The organism is uncultured Dialister sp., assembly GCA_900314595.1.
In the GTDB taxonomy this organism is placed as follows: domain Bacteria; phylum Bacillota; class Negativicutes; order Veillonellales; family Dialisteraceae; genus Dialister.
On the sequence record OMVW01000009.1, the window covers coordinates 31,327 to 52,678 of the forward strand.

Sequence of the window (21,352 nt, forward strand, 5' to 3'; positions counted from 1 at the left end):
TTCCTCCAAATATAATGATACGTCATATTATTTTATACTTATTCTAAAAATTTTTCCACTATAAAGAGGACTTTCCTCATTTTTCTGTCATTGGTGCGGCATCTTCACCCCGGCCGGTTCCCGGGCGGCTATTTACAATTCCCGTTCAAACATGCCATAATAAAAGAAAAGGAGGCCTGCCATGAAAGATGAAATTCCGAAGAAACCGCTGGTCATCCGGATTGATGAGGCTGAGGGCGATTACCGGATCCGGGCAAATGAAAGCCTTCCGGCATTGAAACCGGTGCTGACTTCTATCGTATGCCGCATGTACGGCATACCGGAAAATCATATAGAAGATGCAGCCGCCTTTCTGAAGATTCTGGCCCAGAGCTACCGGGAAGAAGAATTCACCGGATCCCCCAGGCAGATTCATTGAAGGAGAATGAATGAAAAGAAATAAAAATCCCCTGGTGAACGTCACCGCTCACAAGGATGGTCATATCAGCATAGAAATGGATAAAGCGAGGTGCCACTACCTCATTGCTTCCCTGTCCCAGGCCATGTGCGGATCCTTTGACGTGGCAGGGGAACACGAAAGCGAAGTCTTTGACGTGATTACGGGACTGGCCGTGAAAAATCTGATGGGACAGTTTCCAAAAAGTCCGCGGGAAAGGCGGACCATCCATTAAGAGGTCAATATGGAACAATGGACGATTAAGAAAAAAGAAAAAGGCCGGCGGCTGGATGCTTACCTCATGGAGAAGAAAGGCTGGCCCCGTTCTTTTTTCATGAAAGCGCTGCGCACGAAAAAGATCAAAGTGAACGGGAAGAAAGAAGAAGCCTCCTACCGCCTCGAGGAAGGAGACCTCCTTATTTCCTACGTACTGGAGGGCGGAAAAAAAGCGCCGCCGGTGGAAATCCTTTATGAAGATGAGCTTATCCTTGCCGTGAACAAGCCTTCCGGCCTTCTTTCCCTCGACGTGACGGGAAAAGAAAAAGATACCATGCTGGAAAGGGTGAATGCCCTGCTCCTTGCACGGGGTGAAAGGAAAGCCTATCCGGTGCACCGCATCGATTTCAATACGAGCGGAATCCTCATCCTTGCCAAAGATGAAGAGACGGGCCGCCTCCTGGATGAAGCCATCCGGGAAAGGAAAATGAAGAAATCCTACCTCTGCGTAGTCACCGGCACCCTGAAGCCTCCTTCAGGTAAACTGGAAAACCAGCTTTTCAAGGATGCCCGGAAAAACCAGGTCTACATTACCGATGAACCGGTGAAAGGTTCGAAGACTGCCATTACCGAATATAAAACAATGGCCGTCAAAAACGGTCTGTCCCTCGTGGAATGCCGCCTCATCACAGGGCGCACCCATCAGATCCGTGCCCAGATGGCCCACGCCGGCTGCCCCCTTCTTGGAGATGACAAGTACGGAGAAAAAGTGCTGAACCGGACCTACGGCGAACGGCGGCAGCTCCTCTGTGCCTGCCGGACCACCTTTGGCCCTATGGAGGGACCCCTTGTCTCCCTTTCCGGAAAGACGATCACCCTTGAAAATGTGCCTTTCGTGAAGAAATATTTCCATTGAAATTTCCTGTGAGGATGCGCTATAGACAATCATAGACAAATTTTATTAACTTTCTTTTTCCTCTTTATGTATAATGGAAACAGGAAGGGCAAAAGAAGATTTTTCTGGGAATCTTCTCCGCCCGCCGGAAATATTTCATCATCTGCTTCAATCAAAAAATGGCCCCGCAGGAGGCCTTTTTATTTTTATGATACAGAAATTTTACTGTTCAATCCGGACGGGCGGGTTTAAAATAAATGTAACTGATTTTAGAAAGGAGGCACCCATGGACCACGAGCTTTATCTGAAAAGTATGGGCAATACGGTCTCCCAGCGGGCCTTCTTTTCTTACATGGCCCAGCCCCAGGGAAGCTACTCCCTCCATATGATTTTCCGTGAGTTTCTGAAGCAGCGGCGCATCGTCATGCTGGACAGGGAACGGTCCCACTGGAAATCATTCCTGGCGGACTATGTCCTTTTCCGCCTCTACATCGCCCGGCACGTACTGAAAGATTACGCCAGCGACTATGCGCCCCTTCTCAATCTGTACCAGGGATTTGATGAAGTGGACGAACATTTCCCGGACCTTCTCATCCGGGAAGCGGACCCCGGAAGAGGCGTGGGAGATATTTCCCTCCTCCCGGACAATCCGGAGACAGAATACAGCCTGGAAAAAATCAGGGCCCTTCAGGAAAAATTTGAGTACATGGCTGCCCGGGCAGAAGAAAAGGCAGAAAGCCGCGACGATACCCTGAGACTTCTCGTCACAGAAGGCCTTTCCTACCCTAGCCGCCAAAGATAAAGTCCCCCTCTATACGCCGATTTTCTGGTTTTTCGTCAAGGAAACCCTTTACTACGGGAGGTATCTGACCGATTTTTATAAAGGCCTCATTCCCGCCTCCCACTACGAGACAGTCCACGCCCGTCCGCCCCGTCCCGAGGAAGACGAAGAAGAGGAATACGAGGAAGACCCCTTCTACAAAAGCTACCGCCTCCCTGCCATGATCTTCCTCTTCCTGGCAGGACTCATCTGCGTCGTTTTAGCTAAAGGGTGAGGGAAACTGTCATTTTCAATTACTTTTGTGTCAGGAATATCGTGATTCCTTCCGGGACTCCCGGGAAGGCGGCGCCCTTTCGGGTGCCAGTTTTTATGAAATGAACAATACAATAAAAAGCAGTTGAAACGGAATATATAAGAAATAAAAAAGGCGGCGCTTTTGAAATTACTGCGCCGCCGCCTTCACGAAGAACGAACAACGAAAAGCGAAGAACGATTACCTCAAAAGAAAAACGCCGATTGTTGAACAATCAGCGTTTTTTACTACTTAGAATACATCTTTAATGACAATGGTCTGTTCACGACTCGGGCCTACGGATACGATTCCGATCGGTACGCCGATGAGTTTGGAAATATTTTCCAGGTATTCTTTGCAGAGGGCCGGAAGGTCATCGTACTTGCGGATGCCGGAAATCTTCTGTTTCCATCCTTTGAAGGTCTTGTAAACCGGGGTGATGTGTTCCAGGAATTTCAGGTCTGCCGGGTATTCTTCCACTTCTTTGCCTTCGTATTCATAGCCTACGCAGACTTTGATTTCATCCATATCGTCCAGGATATCCAGACGGGTGATGGCCAGGTAATCGAAGGTGTTCAGTTCTGCCGCATAGCGGACAGCTCTCGTATCCAGCCAGCCGATACGGCGGGGTCTTCCGGTAACGGTACCGAATTCGTGAGCCGTATTTCTGAGGTAATCCCCTGTTTCATCCAGAAGTTCCGTGGGGAACGGGCCCTGGCCTACACGGGTGGAGTACGCTTTGACTACACCGAAGATATTCTGCATCATATGAGGTCCGATACCGGCACCGATGCAGGCACCGCCGGCAGTCGGATGGGAAGAGGTAACGAACGGATAGGTCCCGTTATCGCAGTCCAGCATGGAAGCCTGGGCACCTTCGAAGAGGACGTTCTTTCCTGCTTTCACCAGCTGCTGAACGGTGTAGTTCGTATCTTTCACATAGGGGCGGAGTTTTTCTGCATAACCGAGGTAGTCGTTCAGCATGGTTTCATAGTCGAAACCTTCCACTCCGTAAAATTTTTCGAGAAGCAGATTCTTTGCTTCCACATTGTATTTCAGTTTTTCTGCAAAAGTTTCCTTGTCCATGAGATCGCACATGCGGATACCGATACGGTTGATCTTATCTGCATAGCAGGGACCGATGCCGTTCTTTGTGGTACCAATCTTGCGGCTGCCTTTTCTGGCTTCTTCCGCTTCATCGATCCGGATGTGGTATGGGAATACGACCTGGGCGCGGGTGGAAATCTGGAGATGCTTTGCATCGATTCCCTGATCTTCCAGGCGCTTCATTTCTTCCAGGAGACTCTTCGGGTCTACGACTACGCCGGTACCGATGATGCAGATGGTTCCGGGATACATGATGCCCGACGGCATCAGGCGCAGCGGATATGCCTTGCCTCCCGTTACTACTGTATGACCTGCGTTATTGCCGCCCTGGGAACGAACGACTACGTCTGCTTTCGCTGCAAGATAATCGACGATCTTGCCCTTGCCTTCATCGCCCCACTGGGCACCAATGACCATTGCTGTTGCCATGATACATTCTTCCTTCCTTTTGGGAATCCCCTCGAATTTTATATGTACGTAAAAAGCACATTTACAGTTTTATTATATCATATCTGAAAAGGTATGAGAGGAAATACATAAGCCAAACTGCATAACAGGAAATTTTTGCATCTGCCGGCCGGCCAAATCCGCCATAAACCATGAAATGCAATGCACAGTTTTCATTCCCGTAAATCCTCAGCGGCCCGCTCCATTACCCATTAACCCCAAAGTACAGCTTTTCTTCCTTAAAGCGCCCTTCCCTTTTCCGGTAACCGCCTGATTCTTATTATGGTCATCCCCTGCCCATTTCTGAGAAAAAATTTATATTTTTCTAATAAAATAAATTCCTTCTTTTGTACTATATAGGCAGAGACAAGGAAAAGGAAAAGCACCTCTGCTGAAATATCCTGCATCCCGGGAAGGATAGGAGCAGAAAGGCTCCCTCAACCAAATCTCTGCTGCGCAGCAAAAGAACGAACCACTGAAAATCCTCCAAAACAGAAAAACCTGACATACAGATTCATTCCATTCATGGGACGTACATTTCAATCTTTCGATCACCCATGGATGGCAGGCCTGCCCGTCATGATTCTTCCGGAGGATTTTCCAATGCAAAAGGCCCGAGCCACGCCCGGGCCCTTTTTGCGTGCTGAAAAAAGATTCATAAAGCCCGATTTTCCCTCCCGAATAGAGCGCTGCGCTTCCCCGCTTTCCGCGCGCGGCCGGGAATACACTTCGTTCCTCGTGCGAAGGTCCCGGTCCCCGTAAGGCCGGGAATACAGGCACAAGCCGAAATGGCAGAGCCACCGCCTGTGCAGAATCACCGCCTGCTCACTTGAACGCCAAAGGCCCCATAAATACTTGCGCCCGTCAGGGCGCCACCTTCCCTTTCCCCTTTTCCCGCGCCCCGGAAAAGGGGCGCAAAAAAATCCATCCCCAGAAGGGATGGATTTTTTAATTCAGCCTGCAATGACGGACACATGGAGGCTGCTGGTCACCTGCTGGTGTACCCAGACGTCCACGTCGTATTCACCGACGGTCTTGATCGGGGTTTTGAGGCGGATATTTTTCTTGTCCAGTTCAAATTTATACTGAGCCTTCAGGGCATCGCAGATATCTTTGCTGGTGACGGAGCCGAAGACTCTGCCATCTTCCCCGGATTTCACCCTGATGACCACTTTCACTTTTTTCAGCTGGGCAGCCATAATGACTGCTTCATCAGCGGCCACTTTATCCTTGAATACTTTGGATTCCTGGCGCTGGGCTGCGGTATTCAGGTTGGCTTTGGTGCCTTCCACGCCCAAGCCTTTGCGGATGAGTACGTTGCGGCCGTAACCGTCGGAAACTTCCACAACGTCTCCTTTCTTACCCATTTTCTTGACATCCTGTAAAAGTACTACTTTCATTCTTTTTCCTCCTTTATCTGTTTGCGGACCAGATCGATAATGGTCTTTTCCGCCGTTTCTTTATTTCCTTCCTTGCCCAGCTGGGTACCGGCCACGGTGAGATGACCGCCGCCGCCCAGAGCTTCCATGACCACCTGTACATTGATGGAGCCGTCAGAGCGGGCAGAGATGCAGAGACCCTTGTCGGTGTGGTAGAAAAGGTAGCTGGTCCGTATTTCCTTCGTAGTGACGAGGAAATCTGCCACCTGGCCGGCCAGGATCTGGGAATCCGCCACATCTTCCGGACATTCGGCAATGGCAATGACTCCGTCCACCAGTTTCATGGAGGCCAGGATTTCCGCCTTTGCCTGAATGCTGCTGATGTCCTCTTCAAAGAGGCGGTGTACCAGCTTCGTATCGGCCCCGCAGCGGCGCAGGAAGCTGGCCGCATCGAAGGTGCGGACACTGGTCTGCACGGCGAAATTCTTTGTATCTACCACAATGCCTGCATAGAGGCAGGAAGCTTCCAGTACATTCATTTCCTCATCGCCGCCGTAGTACTGGATCAGTTCGGAAACCAGTTCAGATGCAGACGATGCGGAAGGTTCCATATAGGTGAGGAGCGTATGCTGCACGATGGAGCTCGCCCGGCGATGATGATCGATGACCACTTTCTTTGCCGCCCGTTTGAGGATTTCCGGCGCTGCCACGAGCTCCGGAATGTGGGTATCCGCAATAATCACCACCGTTTTGTCGGTGATCATATTTTTTGCCTTGCCTTCATCGATGAGAAGTCCTTCCGCCTCTCCGCTCTTCTCAATGGCATCTACCATTTTCTTGCAGGTGTCCCGCTCTCTGGAAAGGATGATGTGCGTCTCTTTATGAGAGGCCCTTGCCAGATGAGAAACGCCCACCGCTGCGCCCAGGGCATCGAAATCTTCGTGATTGTGGCCCATAATGAGCACCATATCGGAATCGTCGATGATTTCTCGCAGGGCCTGCGCCACCACGCGCACCCGGACCCGGGTGGAGCTGACAGCAGTCGGAGATTTGCCGCCGAAGGCCTTTACATCTTTGCCAATCCTCACGATTGCCTGGTCACCGCCGCGGCCGAGAGCCAGGTCCAGGGAAACCTGGGCCTCTTCAAACTGTTTCGCAAAAGTATCGCTGCTCTGCACCACACCGATGGAAAGAGTGACAGGAATCCGGTTCACCGTATGGATTTCCCGCACCTGGTCGAGGATATCGAAATTGGCATCCATGATTTCCGTCAGGGATTTCTGGGAAATACAGGACACAAAGTCCGTATTCGAATACTGCTTGATGAAGCTGTCTTTTTCCGTGAAATAGGAGAGCACTTTTTCCGTCACGTCGGAAAGGAGGGCGGATTTTTCCATATCCGTCATATCGGCCGTCACTTCGGAAACGTTATCGATGCGGATGAGGCAGAAAACCGGTCTTGCTTCGGTACATTCCTTCACCGCCACTTCCACATCGGTGCGGTCCATGAAATAAAAGACCATGAACGGGGACTGTGTACCTCCGCCGACATCCACGTCGATAAACTTATGAAACACGCGGAAGAAAGTACCGCCTGCATGACAGTCAAACCAGCCGGTCTTGCCCCAGATTTTCGCGATTTTCTGTCCGGTCACCAGATTCTGGAAACGGACGCCGTCTTCTGCATCCTTTCCCACCCAGTTGCGGAATACATTATTTGCCCAGACCAGTTCCTTCTTTTCGTCCATCATGGCAATGCCCATGGGCAGATTCTTCACCGCATAGACAGTACCTGCGGAAACGCCCGTGGACAGGTCATCCAGATAACTGATCAGCTTCCTCTCCTGATAATAGTCAGACCGCTTCACATACAGAATGCAGGCGGCGGCCACGATGAAAACCAGGAGGCCTAGCATCCAGTTCTGGGTAGCCAGCAGCGCCACTGCCAGTAGAAGGACGCCGATCAGTATGCGGGCCGTCTTCTTGTAAACCCAAATATCGCTGAGCATAGTATGCCTCATCTTTCAAGGACAGAGTCCTTACCAACCGGAAGAAACACCGGTACTATCTTATCGTACTCGAAATGAGAGGGGAATGCAAGTTTATTGGTCTCATGGGGTGCTTGCCCGGCCATTTTCTCACTGTGCTGTTCGTGATTCGTTATTCGTGGTTCGTGATTTGGGAAGGTGGCGGCCTTTGGCCGCTTTTTATATTTGTCCTTCGGCCCTCGAATGGACTGAAAATGGTTTATCTCTATTTCGAAATACATATCCAACATCTCACCGCGTACCATTCGTACGCCCTGAGCATCTGCCTTCAGCGGGAGCTTTCCCTCAAGGGGCCAGATGGTGGAGTGCGGGCCGGAATGAGTGACACTCTATTAACCATTAACCCTTATGTACAGCTTCAGGGACGAAATGGATAAACGGTTATCGTCCCTTTTAACGATTACCCTCAATGTACGGTTTTTCAACATAAATAAATAGACAGCCATCGAAGATTGAAGCAATGACCCATTAACGATTACCTGCTGACGCCTATTTCCCCGTCCATCTCTTTCTGTAATCAATGGCCATATCCGCAATGCCCAGGAAGATGACCACCATCTGGATGAGGGCGACGAATACGGAAAGTGCGATGATGATGATTCTAAGAGGTCTTACGAAGGGATATTTGTGGGGCAGCCACCACACGGTGGAAATCCCCTGAATCCAGAAGGCAAAGGTACAGGCCACACCCAGATTGTAAATGATATAGGAGGCAGTCTCATTGTCCTGCAGGAAGAACTGGCCCGCCAGCACGGCTATATATACATAAAGCACCGGTTTGGGGAGGTACCAGTTTTCGAAACGGGGAAGATGGGGGATATCCGCAATGCCCATTTTTTTGAAAACGAAGGAGCCCAGGGTCATGGATGCCCAGGAATAAAAAACCGCCACCGCCACAATGGTGAAAGGCACGGATTTTTCCATGGCTGTAATAAGGAGGCTTACTTTTTCCTCCGCTTCACTTAAAGCTTCTCCGGAATAGAAAGAAGGCAGAGACTGCATCATGGCATCCTTCAGCTGCGCCATGCCTTCCCCTCCAAAAAGAAGAGTTGGAAGGCCCAGAAGGTACATCGTGGCCAGCGCTTCCGCAATGAGAGCCCAGAGTACCACAATGGATGCGGCAATCAGGGTCTTCGTGGCTGAGACTTTCAGCCGGTAGCACACGCCCATGACCACGCCCAGTACGCCGAAAATAGCGCAGAGAAAGGCAGCCGACACGATGCCAAAGAAAGAAGAATCGAGAATCAGTATGCCGATCGTCACGATGACTGACCACTTCACCCCCTCCTTCATGCCCAGGTAGGCAATGGGAAGAGGAATCAGAAGAAATACGACCGTAGAAAGCAGGGGCATATATAAACCGATGAGGGACAGCACCACCGCCAGGGCCGTACACATGCCGGCCAGCACTACAGCATGATTATTTCCGGAAATCGTATTGTTCATGGAAAACTCCTTGGAAAATTATTTTTGATTGATATTTTATTTTAACATATATAAGGAGGAGTTAACAGTTATCAGTTCGCAGAATGGCTGCAGGATGAAAAGAGAACTGTGAATTGGAAAAACTGTACATCAGGGTTAATGATTAATGTGGTTAATCGGCAGCGTTACTATCCCCCAGGTATACCCCCAGGGGGGAGCTCCCACGAGCAGGTATTGCGGATGTACTAAAGGCACCCGGCAATATGTTGGAAAATGACTTGAAATGGAAGATAAAGTATATCATGGCAATTGAGGGCCGAAGGCAAAATCAAAAATCTGCGCCCGTAAGGGCGCCACCTTCCCGATAGTCCCGAGATCCCCGAAACTATCCCCGATCATCCCCGATTCAAAAGTTTTCTATCCTGATGAGGTGCAAAACAAAAAAACCGTATTCTCACATTCCTGAGAATACGGTTTTATTTCAAAAATGAAATCCTTATTTCACTTCCTGGATAATCGGAAGGATCATGGGTCTTCTCTTTGTCTTGTCGTAGAAATACTTGCCCAGGGTATCGCGGATCTGGGTCTTGATGGCATTCCATTCGGTGACGTTTCCTGCTTCGCAGCGGTCGAGGACCGATTCGATCCGTTCTCTGGCTTCGGTGAGGAGGGCTTCGGAGTCCCTTACATAGACGAAGCCTCTGGATACGATATCCGGGCCTGCAAGGACCTGGTTGCTTCCTTTTTCAAGGGCAATGACTACGATGACCACTCCGTCCTGCGCCAGCTGCTGGCGGTCGCGGATGACGATATTTCCTACATCCCCCACGCCCAGTCCGTCAACGAAGACAGGACCTGCCTGGACTTTGCCGTTGATTTTGGCGCTTTTATTGGTGAATTCGAAGATATCCCCATTTTCACCGACCAGGATATTCTGCTTGTTCACTCCCAGGCTTTCCGCCAGTTCTGCGTGCTGGCAGAGCATGCGGTATTCTCCGTGAACAGGAATGAAGAATTTCGGACGGACGAGAGACAGCATGGTCTTTAAATCTTCCTGGGATCCATGGCCGGAGACATGGACTTTCGTGGTGGAGCTGGTGACGAGATGTGCGCCCAGACGCATGAGGTTATCGATGGTGCGGCCTACGCTCGTTTCATTTCCCGGAATCGGGGAAGCGGAAATAATGACCGTATCTCCTGCGTGAATCTGTACCTGGCGGTGGCTGCCGTCAGCCATGCGGGAGAGGCCTGCCATCGGTTCGCCCTGGCTGCCTGTGGTGAGGATGCAGAGGCGGTCATCGCGATAGCGGTTCAATTCTTCCGGTTCGATGAACGTGCCTTCCGGTGCGGTCAGGTAACCCATTTCCAGGGCAATATTGACAACGTTCACCATGGAACGGCCGAAGACGCATACTTTTCTTTTAAAAGCGACAGCAGCGTCCACAGCCATCTGGATGCGGGATACGTTGGATGCAAAAGTGGCGAGAATGATGCGGCCCTTTGCATCGCTGTAAGCTTCCATCAGGGACTTTGCAACGACCGCTTCCGACTGGGTATAGCCCGGCACCTGGGCATTGGTGGAATCGGCGCAGAGCACCAGGACTCCCCGGTGGCCCAGTTCGGCCAGTTTGTACATATCGGTCAGTTCACCATCTACCGGGGAATGATCGAATTTGAAGTCCCCGGAGTGAACGATCGTACCAATCGGCGTGCGCAGGTAGATGCCGCAGGAATCCGGAATGGAATGACATACATGGAAGAAACCGAATTTGAATGAACCGGCTTTGAATTCATCCCCCGATTTCACCACATGCAGGTCGTAATTGGTAATATGAGCTTCTTTGAGTTTGCCTTCGATAAGGCCGCAGGTGAGTCTGGTCGCATAGACCGGGGCCGTTATATCGCGCAAAAGGTAAGACAGAGAGCCAATGTGATCTTCGTGACCATGGGTGATCAGAATGGCTTTGATCTTATCTTTATTTTCAATTAAATAACTAAAATCGGGGATGACGATATCGATCCCCAGCATGTCTTCTTCCGGGAAAGCCATGCCTGCATCAATTACGATAATTTCGTCGCCGTAACGAAAAACAGTCATGTTTTTCCCAATTTCCCCCAGTCCTCCCAGGGGAATAATCTGTAATCTAGCTTTTGCCAAGATTAACCTCCTTTATTCAGTTGTAATTTTTCGAGTCTTCATGTTTAAATACAAATATATATGAAATATGAAAAGCCGTTCCATAGTCGCTTGTATCATTATATCACATGGGGAAAGAGTATGCGGAAATAATTGGTCTTGGGAAATATTTCGACATCCTTCTTCGTGATTCGTTGTTCGTTCTTCGTGCCGGTTTGAGTTTTTCGCCAAAGTGAATGGAAACGGAAGGATGAGATGACTTTTGTGCCGGGAATTGTCGGGGTTAATTTCGGGATTGTCGGGGCTGTCGGGAAGGTGGCGCCCTTCGGGCGCAGAGTTTTATATGCGGAAATAGCATGAACTATGGAATGAAGCTTTAAGGGGAAAGGACTTTCGAATCGGGGATTATCGGGAATAATTTCGGGGATGTCGGGGCTGTCGGGAAGGTGGCGCCCTTCGGGCGCAGTTTTTGATAGGGCCTTCAGCTCTCAATTGGCATGACATGCTTTATTTTCAACTTCGAATTATTGTTCCACATATTGCCAAGTACCGATAGTACACCCCTTCCCCCGCCTTTGGCGCACCAACCTCCCCTGGTCAGGGGAGGTCCCGGAGCGAAGCGGAGGGGAAAGGGTCGTACGATCGTAAGCATCGAGAATGAGCTGAAAGGAAAGCACATGCCCCCTCAAGGGGACACTGGGTGGGATAGTGACGTTGACGGTTTGAGTCATTACCCATTAACCATTAACCCCAATGTGCAGTTTCGCGAATGAAATGACATTATAGTTGTCCAGCCCCATTACCTGTTCCCCTATGTACAGTTATACGAAATGAAGTGATCCTCACTGAAGAAAGTCTTTCGACCGGTTACCCATTAACCCCAATGTACAGCTTCCCGGACGGAATGACATCACAGTTATTCATGATTATCTCATACAAAATGCGGCGCCTTCTACTGTTGCGCCGCACCTTCCCGATAATCCCGATACCCCCGAGACTCCCGCGACTCCCGATCCAAAGGTATTTATTCTTTTGGTCAACCTTTTGAAACCAATACAATCTAAAAACCGTCCCCATTAACCATCAACTCCAACCTTGCTATAATAAAGACAGCATTTCCGGATATTTCCAAGGAGGCCTCCGCCATGATTCACATTTTCCCGTCTTTCTTTCCCGACTTTGCCTGCAAAGCGGACCATTGTCTTCATACCTGCTGCCAGACCTGGGAAATCGATATCGACCCGGAAACGGAGAAGCGGTACCGTGAGACCGAGGGGCCTCTGGGAAAGGAGCTCTCGGAATGGATGAAGAAATCGGACGACGGGTCCACCTGTTTCCGCCTGAATGAGAAGGGATATTGTCATTTCCTCACGGAAAAAGGGCTCTGCCGGCTGTACCTCTTAAAAGGGCCTTCTTATATGTGCGATATCTGCACCGCCCATCCCAGGTTTTATAAATACACTTTCAATCCCATGACCGATGAAGAAGTGGAGCTTTCGGGCACCGGACTATGCTGCGAAAGGACGGTGGAGCAGATTTTCGAGCTCAAGGGGCCCATCACCTTTTCCACGGCCGAAGGGAAAAGGGTCTCCATGGAGGAAATCCTTCACATCCTGGGCTCCGATTCGGAACCGGGATACAACCATTTCATCCCGGAATTTGAAGAAGTGGACGCCCGCCTCCTGCTGAAAAGGCTCTTCGAAACGGAGCCCATCGATACAGCATGGACGGAAAACCTCTCTTTCCTCAAAAATCATCTCCCTGTCCTTCTCCCCAAATTAAAAAGACTGGCCGGGAAATATCGTTTCTATTTCGATAATCTTTACCAGTACATCCTTTTCCGCCAGCTGGACATGCTGGAATCCTATGACCTTTCCGTCCTCATCCGATATGTGGATGAAAGTATTTTCTTCATCCTCCTGGAAACATCCCGGACAGACGACCTCCTCCGCTCCCCCGCCCGCTGGTCCGAACAGATCGAATACGATACGGACAATGTGACCATCCTTTTAGACAGCATAGCCGAAGAATACGGATACGGAGAAAACGAAATCGGCCCGGATCCGGAGTTCTACGATGAAAGATAAACTTTGATGGCGATTTAGTCCGTGGAACTGTTGGCAGTTCGCAGTTATCGGACTATTGTGGAAAGCCGGACTTTGGATTTTCAGGGACTAAGCATTAAGGTAATGGCTAATGGATAATGGATTCAATCTTCGATGGCTGTCTATTTATTTATGTTGAAAAACCGTACATTGAGGTTAGCAGTATCGATGACTGTTTTGCCATTCTGCCCTTGAAGGGGTTAATGGTTAATAGCGGAGCAACTGTACAAACAGACGAATACATGAAAGTTCCCTGTACAGATGCCTTCAAAGCTCAAGTCGGACCGGCAGGCCGCACGAATACTTCAAAGCTCCAGGCATAATCGCCTCCGAAGTCCCCGCCGAAACGACAGGCCCTACGAATAATTCAGAGTTCCGGGCTCATAAGCCTCCAACATACCCGCCACGCCGGCCGGCTATTCGAATACTTCAAAGTTGTCCTCTCATCTGCCTCTATCCTTTCAATTGAAAGAAGGTATGCCTTTATGACCAATATCCCCCTCTCCGAATTCACCCCCACTCCCGGCCTTATTTCCCCGGATTTTGAAAAATTGGACCTTCACCTCCCGAAGCGCTGCCTCCTTGCTTTTCTCGGCGAAAAGCGGATCGATGCTTTTGCGAAATCGAGAGGAGGAGAAATCATTGGAAAATTTCTCTCCCTCACGAAGACATTTCCTCTTTATCAGATTCCCGGTGAAAAAGAGGATATCCTCCTCGTGCAGGCGCCTGCCGGAGCGCCGGCAGCGGTGCTGATTGAAGACCGGCTCTTTGCCTATGGGGTGGAAAAAGTCCTGGCCATCGGCTGCTGCGGTGCTCTCTCGGATATTCCGGAGAATTGTTTCTTCCCTATCGAAAAAGCCCTTCGGGACGAAGGGACTTCTTTCCATTATCTGCCGCCGGAGCGGTTTGTGGAACTTCCGAAAGAGCCGCTGGAAAAGCTGAAGAAATTTTACGAAGAGAAAGGCTATCCCTTCCATCCGGCCACGACCTGGACCAGTGACGGTTTTTTCAGGGAGACGAGGGAAAAGATTGAAATGAGGAAGAAAGAAGGCTGCACTCTCGTGGATATGGAAGCAAGCGCCCTCGCGGCCTGCGCGATTTTCAGGAAGAAAAATTTTGCCCAGATCTTGTTCACTGCCGATACGCTTGCCAGAATGACCCACGACCAGAGAAACTGGGGAGCCGAAAGCCGGATGGCGGCACTGATCCTGGGAATGGAAGCAGTACAGGCGATTTAGCTATTAGCAGTTAGCCATTAACCATTAACTATCAGCCATTCGCTATTGACTCATCTCATATTTTTCTTTACTTGACCGGCATACATATGATATTATATCGATAGAAATCGAAATAAATATTTCTTATATAAGGAGGCTTATTATGGCACTTGTGATTGGCGAAAAGGCGCCGGATTTCACTCTTCCTTCCGATTCCGGCAAAGATATTTCCCTTCATGACTTCGAAGGGCAGAAGGTGATTCTTTATTTCTACCCGAAGGACAATACGTCCGGCTGCACCCTGGAAGCGAAAGCGTTCCGGGACCATCTGGAAGATTTCAAAAAGCTTGGCTATGTGGTCCTGGGCGTATCCAGGGATTCCGTGAAGAAGCACTGCAATTTCCGGGATAAATACGAGCTCACCTTCCCCCTCCTTTCCGATGCGGAAGAAGTGGTGGTGAACCTGTACGGAGTCCTTAAGGAAAAGATGATGTACGGAAAGAAATCTATCGGCATCGAACGGTCCACCTTCATCATCGATGAAAAAGGAAATCTGGTGAAAGAATACCGCAAAGTCAAGGCCGCTTCCCACGTGAACGACCTTCTCAAAGACCTGGGAGCCTGAATGTATGTAAAAAGCTGTGTAATGGCAGGTCCGTTACACAGCTTTTTTATTTTATAAATAAAAGGGCGCGCCCGTATTTCTGAAGCGCGCCCACCAACACTTATCACTTACCACTTATCACTTGCCACTATTTCTTCCACACCGGGTCGTCAGCAATTTTCTTCTTTCTTTCAAAAGTCGTCGCATTATCCATGGTGAGGAAATAATCCTTCGAGGACCAGTCGTACTTCGAATGGTAGAAATTGGTCCTTGCCCGCCAGATGCCGGTAACCGTATCGAAAGCCAGATCATTGGTGAAGACCTGATTTTCATGAGCCTTGAGGACCGGCATGAGTTCCGGATGAGCGGCCTGGTAATCAGGAGAAAGATAAACAAAGAAAGGAATATGGACCATATCATAGAAGAAAGGCGAAGTGGTATGGTAGTGCTCCATATTTTCCCCATGATCGGAGAAATAAATCATGGACTTCATATTGAGATTTTCCTTGGCGTATTCGAATATTTCCTTCATCACCAGATCATCATAGGCGATGGTCAGGTCGTAATCGTGGTATTTATCCCCTGCGGATACGCCCAGTTTGTCCCGAAGGTTCACGGGCACTCTGGCGATATAGGTATAATGGCTGCCATCGATATTGATGAAAATGACCTGCTTCTTGTGCTTCGGCATCCGTTTCAGGATATCCAGGGTGTATCCGTCGTAATTCTTTTCCCAGTAGGAATCGTCGCAGCGCTCGGCAATCATGGTGACTCCGGCAGAAGACATGGAACTCCGGTTATGGAAGGAAATCCAGGTGGTGTAGTAACCTGCCGCTTTTGCCACATCTACCATGGACACCACATCTTCAAAAGAACTGTCTCCATATTGGCTGGCGCTGGTCATGGCATAGGAAAGAGAGAAGAGTGTATTCGGGAAATTGGAATAAGCCTTGTAGCCCAGGGCGAAATCTTTCGTCTTTGCCATCTCGGAAAGCCAGGGCGTCGTTTCCTCCGGATAGTCCGGGGTAAATGCCTTCATATGATCCCGGCTGGCGCTTTCACCGATAATGACGATATGGGTGCCCTCATCGATACCGGAATTCGGGTCCGGCAGCACGAAAGCCATTGTCTTCACATTCTTGTCCAGATTATCAGAAAGCTTCTGGAGCAGAGAAAATTCACTGCCCTTGGAATTGAGGGCACGGATCATGGACGCCGGGAATACATGGGTGATCTGGCGATAGAAACCGCCCACGAAGAGGATGGAAATCACGGCAAGGCCAAGGGCGAATCCTTTTCCATCTCCCCGAAGGTAAGAGCCTTCGAAACTCCTTGCCTTCTTCATGAGGCGTCTTGCAAAAGCAGTGGCCAGGGAGACTACAAAAAGGAATGCCACCACAGCCATGATGATATGGGCAGGAGACCCCATGGTACGGAGGAAATCCTTGATTTCCTTCAGATGGGTGGACCGGACGGCCAGCATGGCAAACATATCCATTTCCCCGCCAAAGAGGATGTAGTAACCGATATAAATGAAAGGCAGAAGGAGCATAAAAAAGGCAAAAAGCCCCGCTATAAAAGTCCAGAGTCCCTTCAGCTTCCGAATCCGTCCCGTAATGGAGGTATACACATAGGGCAGCGCAAAAAGGAGGCCCCCCAGCACATAGTAATCGCCCAGATGCTTTTTCTCAGGAAGGGACGCAAAACCGTAAGCCCAGGTAAAAGTACCCATCCAGAGAAGGGGAAGAATGACGGCGATGGGAAGGAGGATTTTCAGATAATTCCTGTCCATTACGAAATTCAGGCCGAAGGAAACGATGAAAAATATAAGGAGCCCCGCGCCCAGCCGCGGCTGTACGTAGGAATGAATATCAGCAAAATCGCCACCCAAATGAAGAAGGCCCATAATCACCAGAGCTGAGACGATGGGCCAGAGAATGGAAGAAAACAACGCTTTTTTCATGAGAGTCCTCTTTATATCTATGTAAAGAATAGTAAATATTACGTAAACCCATTGTTATTTTAGCATATTCAAGAAAGCCTTGCAGGATTTTCTGACCATCAGTCTCAGAGAATTGGGGAATGGACCCCGGAAGCGGCAGTGTCTTTTCAGCCGAAAACTGCAAATAATGGTTAATTGGTAATAGGTAATGGCTAATGACTGAAAAGTGACTCCCGCCAATCGGGAGCCGAAGGCCCATATAAAACGCCCGAAAGGTGCCGCCTTCCCGCAATCCGAAATCCGTTTTTTCCAATTTAAAAGTGCCTTCCAACTATGAAAGGCACTTCTTATCACTTCCGATTTTCCATCCATCGGATCCAGCAGTAATACCAGTACGCTCCGAAACCGATGAGAATATACATGAGAAGCTCCGCATATTCTTCGATCGTCTGGTCAAAGACGGTATGAAGAATTTTTTCCTTGTCTCCCAGCGACGAGAGCACAGCCATGATGACCACCAGGGCCATCAGGATCCAGGGTTTGGGGATTTCCTTCCAGATGGCCCGCCAGGGGGCATACCGGAAGAGGCCGAAAAGGGTAAGAAGCATCAGGGCTTCCACCACCCAGTTCACAAGGAATCCATAGGAGATTTCCTTCAGGCTGTAAAAAGCAGGGCCGTAGGGCGCCATTTCTTTAAAGAAAAAGACCCGTCCCCAGCTGAGTTCACGGCCCAGAAGAATCAGGAAAAGAATGGCCACGCTTCCCCAGAGCCGCTGATACCGGCTTCCTTTTGCATTTTTATAGAAATACAGGAAAAGACAGGTCTCGAAAAAGAGGACCACATTCTGCGCTATTTCAAGAGGACCGTTTTCCCAGGCAAAAGAGGGACCCGTAAATAAAAGAGGTATAAAGCAGAGCAGTGCGCATATCGCAAAAACAGCGAGTCCTTTATGAAATTTCCTTTTGATTGCCTGCGCTTCCAAGTCCATCCAGTCCACCAGCCTTAACGCATAATCCTGATTCGTAAAATTTTCAGGGGAGAAATCAATCTCCATTTGTCATGAAAATGTAAAGTTTCTGTTTAATATCAGTTAATTATAACATAATAAACCCAATTCCTCTAACGTTTTTTGACTGGCGGTCTGAAATATTTCCTTCCCTTCCCGGCATGAAATCATTCACCCTGATGCGCATTCTACGAAGTGGGTCTCCTTCACGGACCACGGACCACGATTACCTCGTTTGTCTCTATCCATTCCGCAGAAAATTCCCACACAAAATGGCCCGCCTCATTTCTGATGCAGGCCGCCTTCACGGACCACGGATCACGGGCCACGATATCTCGGAAGTGTCTGTATTGGGACATGCCGTGGTGAGGCTAATTCACGAAAACCGCAGCTGACTCGATTCGTAAAAGGTTCTATGATTGATTATTCCCCCACACAAAATGGCCCGCCTCATTTCTAAAGCGGGCCACATTCACGAAGAACGATTACCTCGTTTGTCTCTATCCATTCCGCGAATTATATTTCACCAAACTCATTTCTCCAGATTCAGTTCCGGATGAGGCAGTTCTTTTGCTTCCGCCTTCGGTTCTTCCGCCGGAAGAGGAGAGCTTTCTTCTGCCTTTTCTTTGTTCAGGATATCCATGAATTCTTCACCGGTAATGGTTTCTTTTTCATAGAGGTGTTTAGCCAGGTCATCCAGTTTCTTCCTGTTTTCCGTAAGGAGCTGAATGGCTTTTTTATGCTGCCTGCCGATGAGCTGCGAAACGGCCCGGTCGATTCTGGCCTGGGTTTCCGGGGAGCAGGCGAGCGTCGTATCTCCACCGAGGTACTGGTTCTGTACGTTTTCCATGGCTACCATGCCGAATTCATCGCTCATGCCGAAACGGGTAATCATGGCCCGGGCCAGGCGGGTTGCTTTTTCGATATCATTGGATGCGCCGGAAGAAGATGTCCCAAAGACCACTTCTTCTGCCGCCCGGCCGCCGGTCAAAGTGGCAATCTGGGCTTCCAGTTCTTCTTTGGTCTGGAGGTAATGATTTCCTTCTTCTACCTGCATGGTATAGCCCAGGGCACCGCTGGTCCTTGGAATGATGGTGATTTTCTGGACCGGAGCCGTATGGTTCTGAAGGGCTGCCACCAGGGCATGACCGATTTCATGATAAGCCACCACACATTTTTCTTTATCCGTAAGGATAGCATGTTTCTTTTCATACCCTGCAATGACCACTTCGATGGACGCTTCCATATCTTCCTGGGTCGCATAGGGGCGATGATCCCGGACGGCCCGGAGAGCGGCTTCGTTTATGATATTGGCCAGTTCTGCGCCCGATGCGCCGGAGGCCATGCGGGCCACTTTATTGTAATCGATGGCCGGAGCAGTTCTGATCTTCTGGGCATGGACTTTCAATATTTCTTCACGGCCCTGGAGATCCGGGAGGGCTACGGGCACCTGACGGTCGAAACGGCCCGGGCGGGTGAGGGCCGGATCCAGGGATTCCGGACGGTTCGTAGCTGCCAGGATGATGACCCCTGTATTTTCTTCAAATCCGTCCATTTCGGTCAGAAGCTGGTTCAGGGTCTGTTCTCTTTCATCATTGCCCCCGATGGCAGCTCCCCCTCTCTTCTTGCCAATAGCATCGATTTCATCGATGAATACGATGCAGGGCGCTTTTTCTTTGGCCTGTTTGAAAAGGTCACGGACTTTGGCCGCACCCATGCCGACGAACATTTCCACAAATTCGGAACCGGAAATGGAGAAGAAGGGAACTCCCGATTCACCGGCTACCGCTTTAGCCAGCATGGTTTTACCGGTGCCCGGAGGTCCTACGAGAAGGATGCCTTTAGGCATTTTCGCGCCTATATCTTTGTACTTGCTCGGATCATGAAGGTAGGAAACCACTTCTTTCAGGGAATCTTTTGCTTCATCTTCCCCGGCAACATCTGCAAATTTGATACCATCGGTCGGTTTCACATAAATCTTTGCGTTCGATTTCCCCATGCCGAACTGCATGGCTCCCTGGCCGCCCATACGGTTCATAATCCGTTTATTCATGTAATGGCCGATGCCGAAGAAGATAAGAATCGGCAGGATCCAGGTGAGGGCAAAGTTCAGGAGCGGATTCATGGGAGTCACGATTTTGCCGGTGAAATCCGCATTGGCTTTGTGCAGCCGTTCCACGAGCTGGGGGTCATTGATGGGTGCCGTCTTGTAGGCCTGTTTTTCCCCTTTCTTCGTGAAAATGATCTGGTCCTGTTCGATCTGGACCTTGTCAATCTGCTGCTCCTCGGTGAGGGTCATGAAATTGGAGTAATCCATTTCCTTCACCGTATTTTCCTCGCCCCGGAAAATCGGCCAGAGCCAGGAGTTGATGGAAATAATGATCAGGAATATGACGAGATAGTACGTCAATATCGGTTTCTTCGATGGTTTGAATTCTTTCACTTGACATCTCCTCTTTCAGAATTTTCTACACCCTGCAGGAAAAAAGTTTCCCAGTAACCGGAAAGGCTCATAGACGCGATGCGTCCTGTCCGCTCCCCTTCGAAAAGGGCCAGCATGGAGCCTCCGAAAAGTTCACTGATTACCGATGCAGGAAGGTCGATGCGGAAGGCCCCTTCCTTCTGTCCCCAGAGGAAGAAATCGGTCACTTCCTGCACATACCGGTCCGTGCATGAATCATCACAGCCGGCTGCGCTGCTGTAGCAGATGCGGATCAGGTACTCCTTATTTTCACAACTTTTCAGGATGAATTCATGAAGTACGTCCCGCGGGCTTTTGTCCCGCTGCCGGACGATGGTCATCAGTTCTTCCACCATGGCCCTCGTCCTGTCATTCAGGATTTCCACCAGATTTTCCCTGGACGAATAGACCCGGTAAAAGGTGGCCTTGCTGATGCCTGCCGATTCCGCCAGTTCTTTTGCCGTGGAGCGTGGATTTGCACAGACCGCGATGGCCAGCCTTTTTAATTCCGCTTCCCTTTCCGCGGTTATCATAAGACACCTCTTTCTATTTCTAAACTTTAAAATATTCATTTGAGACTTTTTTGTCTCTTATGAGATGTATGATATCATGGAAATAGGGATGTGTCAATGGGGATTTTTTCTGTTTTAGAGTCATGATTCGTTATTCGTTATTCGTTGTTCGCGGTCCGTGGTCCGTGGTCCGTGGTTCCTGGTTCGTGGTTCGTGGTTCCTGGTTCGCCATTAACTATTAGCTACAATATCATTAACTTAACAGCTGCTAAAGTGCTTCCAAATCGAAATTTCTCTATTGCGTTTAAAGGAAATAGGGCCTTATTCACCCTGTTCGGAGT

Annotated in this window: 16 protein-coding genes; 7 read left to right on the forward strand and 9 right to left on the reverse strand. The window is 49.6% G+C overall.

Annotated features, from left to right (window positions below):
- Positions 1 to 181: 181 nt before the first annotated feature.
- The 4 genes from QZN42_RS04575 to QZN42_RS04590 all read left to right on the forward strand — a co-directional run bounded on the left by QZN42_RS04575 (position 182) and on the right by QZN42_RS04590 (position 2,349).
- A complete protein-coding gene (locus QZN42_RS04575) occupies positions 182 to 418 on the forward strand; it encodes a hypothetical protein (protein WP_296954690.1) in 237 nt (78 codons plus the stop codon).
- 10 nt (positions 419 to 428) lie between these two features.
- Positions 429 to 671, forward strand: a complete 243-nt coding sequence (locus tag QZN42_RS04580) for a hypothetical protein (protein WP_296954691.1) — start codon at positions 429 to 431, stop codon at positions 669 to 671.
- Positions 672 to 680: 9 nt separating this feature from the next.
- Positions 681 to 1,568 carry an RluA family pseudouridine synthase gene (locus tag QZN42_RS04585; RefSeq protein ID WP_296954693.1) on the forward strand — a complete coding sequence of 296 codons (888 nt, stop codon included), beginning with the start codon at positions 681 to 683 and terminating at the stop codon, positions 1,566 to 1,568.
- A 265-nt stretch (positions 1,569 to 1,833) separates the two neighbouring features.
- Positions 1,834 to 2,349, forward strand: a complete 516-nt coding sequence (locus tag QZN42_RS04590) for a hypothetical protein (protein WP_296954695.1) — start codon at positions 1,834 to 1,836, stop codon at positions 2,347 to 2,349.
- Positions 2,350 to 2,872: 523 nt separating this feature from the next.
- Here the strand turns inward: QZN42_RS04590 and QZN42_RS04595 are convergent.
- The 5 genes from QZN42_RS04595 to QZN42_RS04615 all read right to left on the reverse strand — a co-directional run bounded on the left by QZN42_RS04595 (position 2,873) and on the right by QZN42_RS04615 (position 11,187).
- Positions 2,873 to 4,156, reverse strand: coding sequence for an adenylosuccinate synthase (locus QZN42_RS04595; protein WP_296954696.1), 1,284 nt, complete (start codon positions 4,154 to 4,156; stop codon positions 2,873 to 2,875).
- A 971-nt stretch (positions 4,157 to 5,127) separates the two neighbouring features.
- Positions 5,128 to 5,574 carry a 50S ribosomal protein L9 gene (gene rplI / locus QZN42_RS04600; RefSeq protein ID WP_296954698.1) on the reverse strand — a complete coding sequence of 149 codons (447 nt, stop codon included), beginning with the start codon at positions 5,572 to 5,574 and terminating at the stop codon, positions 5,128 to 5,130.
- Complete coding sequence (locus tag QZN42_RS04605; protein ID WP_296954700.1) at positions 5,571 to 7,562, reverse strand: DHH family phosphoesterase; 1,992 nt, start codon at positions 7,560 to 7,562, stop codon at positions 5,571 to 5,573. The genes rplI and QZN42_RS04605 overlap by 4 nt, the downstream gene beginning before the upstream one ends.
- A gap of 528 nt (positions 7,563 to 8,090) precedes the next feature.
- Positions 8,091 to 9,047 carry a YybS family protein gene (locus QZN42_RS04610; RefSeq protein ID WP_296954702.1) on the reverse strand — a complete coding sequence of 319 codons (957 nt, stop codon included), beginning with the start codon at positions 9,045 to 9,047 and terminating at the stop codon, positions 8,091 to 8,093.
- A 475-nt stretch (positions 9,048 to 9,522) separates the two neighbouring features.
- Positions 9,523 to 11,187 carry a ribonuclease J gene (locus tag QZN42_RS04615; RefSeq protein ID WP_296954719.1) on the reverse strand — a complete coding sequence of 555 codons (1,665 nt, stop codon included), beginning with the start codon at positions 11,185 to 11,187 and terminating at the stop codon, positions 9,523 to 9,525.
- A gap of 1,121 nt (positions 11,188 to 12,308) precedes the next feature.
- Here QZN42_RS04615 and fliB point away from each other — a divergent pair.
- From fliB to bcp, 3 genes are all read left to right on the forward strand, one after another.
- A complete protein-coding gene (gene fliB, locus QZN42_RS04620; RefSeq protein WP_296954704.1) occupies positions 12,309 to 13,250 on the forward strand; it encodes a flagellin lysine-N-methylase in 942 nt (313 codons plus the stop codon).
- 503 nt (positions 13,251 to 13,753) lie between these two features.
- Positions 13,754 to 14,506, forward strand: a complete 753-nt coding sequence (locus QZN42_RS04625) for a nucleoside phosphorylase (protein ID WP_296954705.1) — start codon at positions 13,754 to 13,756, stop codon at positions 14,504 to 14,506.
- A 142-nt stretch (positions 14,507 to 14,648) separates the two neighbouring features.
- On the forward strand, positions 14,649 to 15,110 hold the full coding sequence (gene bcp, locus QZN42_RS04630) for a thioredoxin-dependent thiol peroxidase (RefSeq protein ID WP_296954707.1): 462 nt from the start codon (positions 14,649 to 14,651) through the stop codon (positions 15,108 to 15,110).
- A 127-nt stretch (positions 15,111 to 15,237) separates the two neighbouring features.
- On the opposite strand, the gene QZN42_RS04635 is transcribed toward bcp, so the two are convergent.
- The 4 genes from QZN42_RS04635 to QZN42_RS04650 form a co-directional block, all read right to left on the reverse strand.
- Positions 15,238 to 17,052 carry a sulfatase-like hydrolase/transferase gene (locus QZN42_RS04635; RefSeq protein WP_296954709.1) on the reverse strand — a complete coding sequence of 605 codons (1,815 nt, stop codon included), beginning with the start codon at positions 17,050 to 17,052 and terminating at the stop codon, positions 15,238 to 15,240.
- A 329-nt stretch (positions 17,053 to 17,381) separates the two neighbouring features.
- Positions 17,382 to 18,020: a hypothetical protein gene (locus tag QZN42_RS04640; RefSeq protein WP_296954710.1), complete on the reverse strand. Its 639-nt coding sequence runs from the start codon at positions 18,018 to 18,020 to the stop codon at positions 17,382 to 17,384.
- 550 nt (positions 18,021 to 18,570) lie between these two features.
- A complete protein-coding gene (ftsH, locus tag QZN42_RS04645) occupies positions 18,571 to 20,481 on the reverse strand; it encodes an ATP-dependent zinc metalloprotease FtsH (protein ID WP_296954712.1) in 1,911 nt (636 codons plus the stop codon).
- Complete coding sequence (locus QZN42_RS04650) at positions 20,478 to 21,032, reverse strand: TetR/AcrR family transcriptional regulator (protein WP_296954715.1); 555 nt, start codon at positions 21,030 to 21,032, stop codon at positions 20,478 to 20,480. Before QZN42_RS04650 ends, ftsH begins: the two co-directional genes overlap by 4 nt.
- Between the last annotated feature and the right edge of the window lie 320 nt (positions 21,033 to 21,352).